At 54.2% G+C, this 5,744-nt stretch carries 8 protein-coding genes; 5 read left to right on the top strand and 3 right to left on the bottom strand.

Annotated elements, in window-relative coordinates:
- Positions 1 to 121: 121 nt before the first annotated feature.
- A complete protein-coding gene (locus BQ17_RS23620; RefSeq protein ID WP_424945090.1) occupies positions 122 to 346 on the bottom strand; it encodes an acyl carrier protein in 225 nt (74 codons plus the stop codon).
- Entirely contained in the window at positions 286 to 648 is a 363-nt protein-coding gene (locus tag BQ17_RS23615) for a hypothetical protein (RefSeq protein WP_243725283.1), read from the bottom strand. Before BQ17_RS23615 ends, BQ17_RS23620 begins: the two co-directional genes overlap by 61 nt.
- Positions 649 to 1,129: 481 nt before the next feature.
- Here BQ17_RS23615 and BQ17_RS19640 point away from each other — a divergent pair, with 481 nt between their 5' ends.
- From BQ17_RS19640 to BQ17_RS19620, 5 genes are all read left to right on the top strand, one after another.
- On the top strand, positions 1,130 to 1,930 hold the full coding sequence (locus tag BQ17_RS19640; RefSeq protein ID WP_218068364.1) for an adenylyl-sulfate reductase: 801 nt from the start codon (positions 1,130 to 1,132) through the stop codon (positions 1,928 to 1,930).
- A 38-nt stretch (positions 1,931 to 1,968) separates the two neighbouring features.
- Positions 1,969 to 2,448 carry an adenylyl-sulfate reductase subunit beta gene (gene aprB / locus BQ17_RS19635; RefSeq protein ID WP_089730033.1) on the top strand — a complete coding sequence of 160 codons (480 nt, stop codon included), beginning with the start codon at positions 1,969 to 1,971 and terminating at the stop codon, positions 2,446 to 2,448.
- On the top strand, positions 2,448 to 4,319 hold the full coding sequence (gene aprA / locus BQ17_RS19630; protein WP_089730031.1) for an adenylyl-sulfate reductase subunit alpha: 1,872 nt from the start codon (positions 2,448 to 2,450) through the stop codon (positions 4,317 to 4,319). Before aprB ends, aprA begins: the two co-directional genes overlap by 1 nt.
- A 238-nt stretch (positions 4,320 to 4,557) precedes the next feature.
- A complete protein-coding gene (locus BQ17_RS19625) occupies positions 4,558 to 4,908 on the top strand; it encodes a hypothetical protein (RefSeq protein WP_089730029.1) in 351 nt (116 codons plus the stop codon).
- 20 nt (positions 4,909 to 4,928) lie between these two features.
- Positions 4,929 to 5,438, top strand: a complete 510-nt coding sequence (locus BQ17_RS19620) for an FKBP-type peptidyl-prolyl cis-trans isomerase (RefSeq protein WP_089730027.1) — start codon at positions 4,929 to 4,931, stop codon at positions 5,436 to 5,438.
- Between the two features lie 27 nt (positions 5,439 to 5,465).
- Here BQ17_RS19620 and BQ17_RS19615 read toward each other — a convergent pair.
- Positions 5,466 to 5,744, bottom strand: a 279-nt coding sequence (locus tag BQ17_RS19615; RefSeq protein WP_141699396.1) for a HigA family addiction module antitoxin, incomplete at its 5' end; no start/stop codon positions are given.

The following is a 5,744-nucleotide window of genomic DNA, read 5'->3' as shown; positions in this document are numbered from 1 at the left end:
AATTGGCCTGCGCTCTTCTCTGTGTCCTCTGTGTCCTCTGTGGTTTAAACTTCACAGACTGGCAGCTGATGCCACCGTTTTTGCGATACCCTCGACCGGGAGAGGGAGTAAAGTCCTCGGATCACGACCTTGGCTCCTTGGACGAGGGGCCTTTCTCGTCCGTGGTCTCCTGCTGGGTCGATACATAGCGCGCCAGAGAGTCGATGTTCGGATAGTCATACACCAGCGCCGCGGGCAGCGGTTGCCCCAGCCACTTGCTGAGTTCACCCGACAAACTCGCTGCCGTCACCGAATCGATACCATAATGAACGAAGCGATGCCGGGTATTGATTCGATCCGGCGGAATATTGGTGAGCTGACTGATCCTGTTGAGTAACCAGTCTTTGACGGTTTTGACTTCGATTTGCCTACGCTCTCCAGGATACCGGCCATAAATTGTCCCCGACAGGCGCGGCGCTGCACCTTGCCGCTGGAGGTCTTGGGGAGACGTCCGGGTTTCAGCAGCAAGATGGCGTGGACAAGGATCTCGTAGCGTTCGAGTATGACCCGGTGGATGGCCTCGAATACTTCCCTGGTATTCAGTTTCCGCAACCAGGCCCGTTGCACCTCCTGCACGACAACCAGGCGTTCCTCGCCTGCTTGCTCCACGGAGAATGCGGCCCCGCCGTTGGCAGTTTAGAATGATAATCGTTCGTATTAGAGATTTCAACCTCTCCTTTCCGCCCCCTCGTAGCGGCAGCAAGAACCGGGGCGATGTTCGAGGGAAGGAGGCAAAGGAACTAGCCATCAAGTTTTTCGTGTCCAAACAGCATCCTGTTCGATTACGATTTGGATTTCGATTTGGGGTTGAGGAACGAAGCCCGGCACGGATAAGTTGAGCTTCGTTCCTCGATCCAGCCCATACCATGCTCGTTCGAATGAGCGCTCCGCGCCTGATAGGTGGATGCCGTTCTCCGTTTGACGACCGTAACGATAAAAAAATTTATGTATTGGCATAAAACTTTTTGGTTTCACTACGAATAATTCTCATTCATAATTATATTTGCAATTAATGATATCTGAGGAACTTGGCAAAATGATCACGAACAACCCCTTCTCCGAGCTTTCGGCGTTTATGCCCGCCTTCGTAATGCAGGCGTACGTCGTGGCTATGTTCCTCCTGGTCATAGCCGGCACTGTGCTTGATATGATTCACAAGAAAAGCGCGCAATACTTTTTCGAGCATGCGCAAAAAGCGCAGAGAAACGCAAAGCGCACTGTAAGCGGGTCAGAAAAGACATCGCTGTTGCTGAAAACTATTGCCAGCGAAGTTCTGACTTCTGCTGAGCTTGCAAATCCCAGACGTAGGATTTCCCATCTTTTTACCATGTATGGCTTTATCACATTTATCGTTACCACGGCCATTCTGGTTTTCGCCTATCCGACCCCCGCCGATCAAGCACCAACGATCCTCTCCGTGCTTTGGCATCTCGGCGCATTGATGCTTTGCTTCGGTGGTTACTGGTTCTGGTTCTTCATCCGGGTCGATGTTTCGTCCGAAGGCCATCCTTGGTATCGCCTGGTGCGTGCGGATCTCTTCATCGTCTCACTGCTTGCGACTGCAACATTCGCCTTGATCTGGTCCGCATTTCAGGCAATGGGTACGTCAGGATCGTCAGGGTTGAGTATCTTTTTCTTCGCTTTGTTCATCCTTTCCGGCACCGTGCTGTTCGGCACCGTCCTGTGGTCCAAGTTCGCGCACATGTTCTTCAAGCCCGCGGCTGCTTATCAAAAGCGGTTAACCAAAGCGGATGGATCGAGAGAGAATCTGCCGGAGCTCGCCGACAGAACAAACCCGGCTGACAGAGACAGGCACTCCATGGAGTTGCTGAAGGACGCGCCACTCCATATGGGGCTTGGTATCGAGCGAGAAGCTCCACGCCATTACTGAAATGACGGTAACCGATCAACCAAAGTAAGGGGAATACTATGCCCACCTTTGTATACATGACTCGTTGCGATGGCTGTGGAATGTGCGTCGACATTTGCCCTTCGGACATCATGCACATCGACACCACCGTCCGCCGGGCCTATAACATCGAACCGAACATGTGCTGGGAGTGCTATTCGTGCGTCAAGGCCTGCCCCCATCAGGCGATCGATGCGCGCGGATACGCGGATTTCGCTCCGCTCGGGCATAGTCTTCGGGTTCTTCGCGAAGAAGAAAAAGGCACCATTGCCTGGCGGATAAAGTTCCGAAACGGTACGGAGAAAAACTTCCTGTCTCCGATTACCACCAAGCCCTGGGGTCAGGCAATCCCGCAGCTCGCCGATCAGCCGGAACCCTCACCGGCAATGCGCGATGGTCAGCTCTTGTTCAGCGAGCCCAAATACATACGTCTGGACGACGGTGACTTGCACACCTTGGAGTCCAACGGCCTGACAATGAAAGAAGGGGTGTACTACTGATGGCCTTCAAAACAATCGTTGAAGACGGCATCGACGTCCTGGTCGTTGGTGCGGGTCTGGGCGGTACCGGCGCGGCCTTCGAGGCCCGGTATTGGGGTAAAAACAAAAAGATCGTCGTCGCCGAAAAAGCCAATATCGACCGGTCCGGCGCGGTCGCCCAGGGGCTGTATGCGATCAACTGCTACATGGGCACGCGCTGGGGCGAGAACAACCCGGAAGACCATGTACGCTACGCGCGTATCGACCTGATGGGCATGGTGCGCGAAGACCTGCTGTTCGACATGGCCCGCCATGTAGACTCCACCGTGCATCAGTTCGAAGAATGGGGTCTGCCCCTGATGCGCAACCCCAAGACGGGGGCTTATCAGCGTGAAGGCCGCTGGCAGATCATGATTCACGGTGAATCATACAAGCCGATCGTAGCGGAGGCCGCCAAGAAGTCCGCGGATAAGGTCTACAACCGGGTGTGCGTTACGCACCTGCTGATGGACGAAACGAAGGAAAACCGGATCGCCGGCGCCGTCGGTTTCAACGTTCGCACCGGCAACTACCACGTATTCAAATCCAAGACGGTCGTCGTCGGCGCCGGTGGCGCCTCGAACATCTTCAAGCCCCGTTCCGTCGGTGAAGGCGCCGGTCGCGTCTGGTATGCGCCCTGGTCTTCCGGTTCGGCTTACGGGCTCCTGATCAATGCCGGCGCGAAGATGACCCAGATGGAAAACCGTATCGTGCTGGCCCGCTTCAAAGACGGTTACGGTCCGGTCGGCGCCTACTTCCTGCACCTCAAGACCTACACGCAAAACGGGCTCGGCGAGGAGTACGAATCCAAATGGTTCCCGGACCTCCAGAAAATGGTAGGCAAGGAATATCTGGATCCGGAAGTCTCGCACAGAACCCACAGACCGATCCCGACCTGTTTGCGTAACCACGCATTCATCAGCGAGGTCAATGCCGGTCGCGGTCCTATCCACATGGTTACCATGGAAGCATTCCAGGATCCGCACCTCGAAGAGGTGGGTTGGGAAAACTTCCTGGGCATGACCGTCGGTCAGGCCGTACTCTGGGCGGCGACCGATGTCGATCCCAAGTACCAGAATCCGGAACTGACCACCTCCGAGCCTTACGTCATGGGTTCACACGCAACCGGCTGCGGCGCCTGGTGCTCCGGACCGGAGGATGTATCTCCTCCCGAGTATTTCTGGGGCTACAACCGCATGATGTCCGTCGAAGGACTGTTCGGCGCCGGTGATGCGGTCGGCGGCACGCCACACGCCTTCTCCTCCGGGTCCTTCACGGAAGGTCGTCTCTCCGCAAAGGCCGCCTGCAAGTATATCGACGACGGCAAAGCGGAAGATATCGTCGTATCCGACAAGCAGGTCGATGACCGTAAAGCGGAGATCTACAAGCCGTTGGAGCATTACAAGGTCTACCGTAATGAGATCACCGCCGGCACGGTCAACCCGAACTACATCAACCCGCGGCAGGGCCTCGACCGACTGCAGAAGCTGATGGACGAGTATGGCGGCGGCGTGACCGTCAACTACATGACCAATGAAAAGCTGCTGAATATCGGCCTCAAGAAGCTCAAGATACTGGAAGAAGACCTGGAAAAGGTCGCGGCGGAAAACATACACGAGCTACTGCGTGCCTGGGAGTTGAAGCACCGCCATCGCACCTCCGAGTGCGTTCTGCAACACACCCTGTTCCGGAAGGAAACCCGGTGGCCCGGCTACTACTATCGTGGTGACGCGCTCAAGCTGGATGATGAGAACTGGCATGTGCTGACGGTTTCTCGTCGTGATCCCGCGACAGGTGAATACACCATGGAAAAGGCGCCCTGCTATCACCTGGTCGGCAAAGACGAAGAGTAGCGATGAGAGATGGGTTTCGGCGCGGGAAAAACCGCGCCAAAAACAACTGACCGTAGGGCGGGATACGGCCATCCCTGGTGGCCTATCCCGCCCTACGCGGGCTGAGAACATGAAATAAGGTGAAATGGGGTATCGGTGTAACTCCTTTCATCCTTTAAAAGATCAACATGGGATATGTTGATCTTTTTTTATTTCCGTCTCGCAATACCGAACCCTTGCTGTCGATGGTGAATAGGCGATGAATATAACGGAACATACGGATGAAGAGATCCTGGCGATTGCCAACCCCATGTGGGACGATCTTATCAAGTATTCGAATAAAGGCGATTACGGAAAATTCATACGGAAATTTTCGTATTCGATGCTTCTCGGCCTCAACGAAGTCGAAATGGGAAAGCAGTTTGCAAAAAGCGAGCTGACGAGAAATCTCTCCGAAGAACGAGACCACCTCGGCATCATCCGTCGTGGCGAACATGTAACGGTTCTTTATCGGCAAAGAAGTACCAAGAAAGAAGGCGAGTGGCTCGGAAGACTGGTGCTGGGCTATGAAAATGCAGAGGTGAAAATCTTCGGCGCCTCCATCTTCTGAACATAGCCTCCCGCAAAATTATGAAAGAGATCATACAGGACAACAAATTCGTCGAGCTGACATACCAGGTCATCGACAGAAAATCGGGCCATGTGCTCACCGCGGTCGAGTTCCCCCTGGGTTACGTTCATGGCGCCAATACCCCCCTGTCGACTCGGGTGACGGAGGAGTTGGCAGGCAAATCGGTCGGTGATGTCATTCAGGTACCTATCGACTGCGATCGGTTATACGGACCGCGAGACGAATCCCTGGTGTTTACGGACCACATCGAAAATGTTCCCGAGGAATATCGAGAGATCGGCACGACGATCGTGATGGAAAACGAAAAGGGCGAAACCAGAGATTTCGTTGTAACCAGAGTAGATGAAAAAACATTGACAGTTGATGGCAATAATCCGCTTTGCGGTCGAGCGGTTGTTTTTTTGCTCGAGATATTGACTGTTCGTGATGCGACCGATGAGGAGATCGAAGCAGGCGGGAAGATCGACGCTGATCCGGAAATCGAGGAAATTCTCAGAGACATACAGTAACGGCTTGAAGCTTCTTACAGGTTGACGCTATTGTTGGGCCTTGTCGTTATTATGCTCGTAATGTCCCCAAGGCGTGATCTTTGCGAGAGTTTTCGTAAGTGCGTCCTTGGCCATAGCCGCTTCATAGTCCATCTGCAAACCTGTCCAAAAACCCTCAGACATACCAAAAAAACGCGAGAGGCGTAAGCCTGTGTCGACCGTGATGCCACGCGAGCCCGCAACAATCTCTCCGATGCGACGCTGGGAAACTCCAATTTCCTTGGCAAGGCGATACTGCGTGATGCGGAGCGGTTTGAGGAACTCTTC

This window comes from Candidatus Thiosymbion oneisti (assembly GCF_900092655.1).
Classification (GTDB): domain Bacteria; phylum Pseudomonadota; class Gammaproteobacteria; order Chromatiales; family Chromatiaceae; genus Thiosymbion; species Thiosymbion oneisti.
The sequence above is the reverse complement of the archived record's forward strand: the minus strand, read 5'-3'. Positions and strand labels throughout refer to the sequence as shown.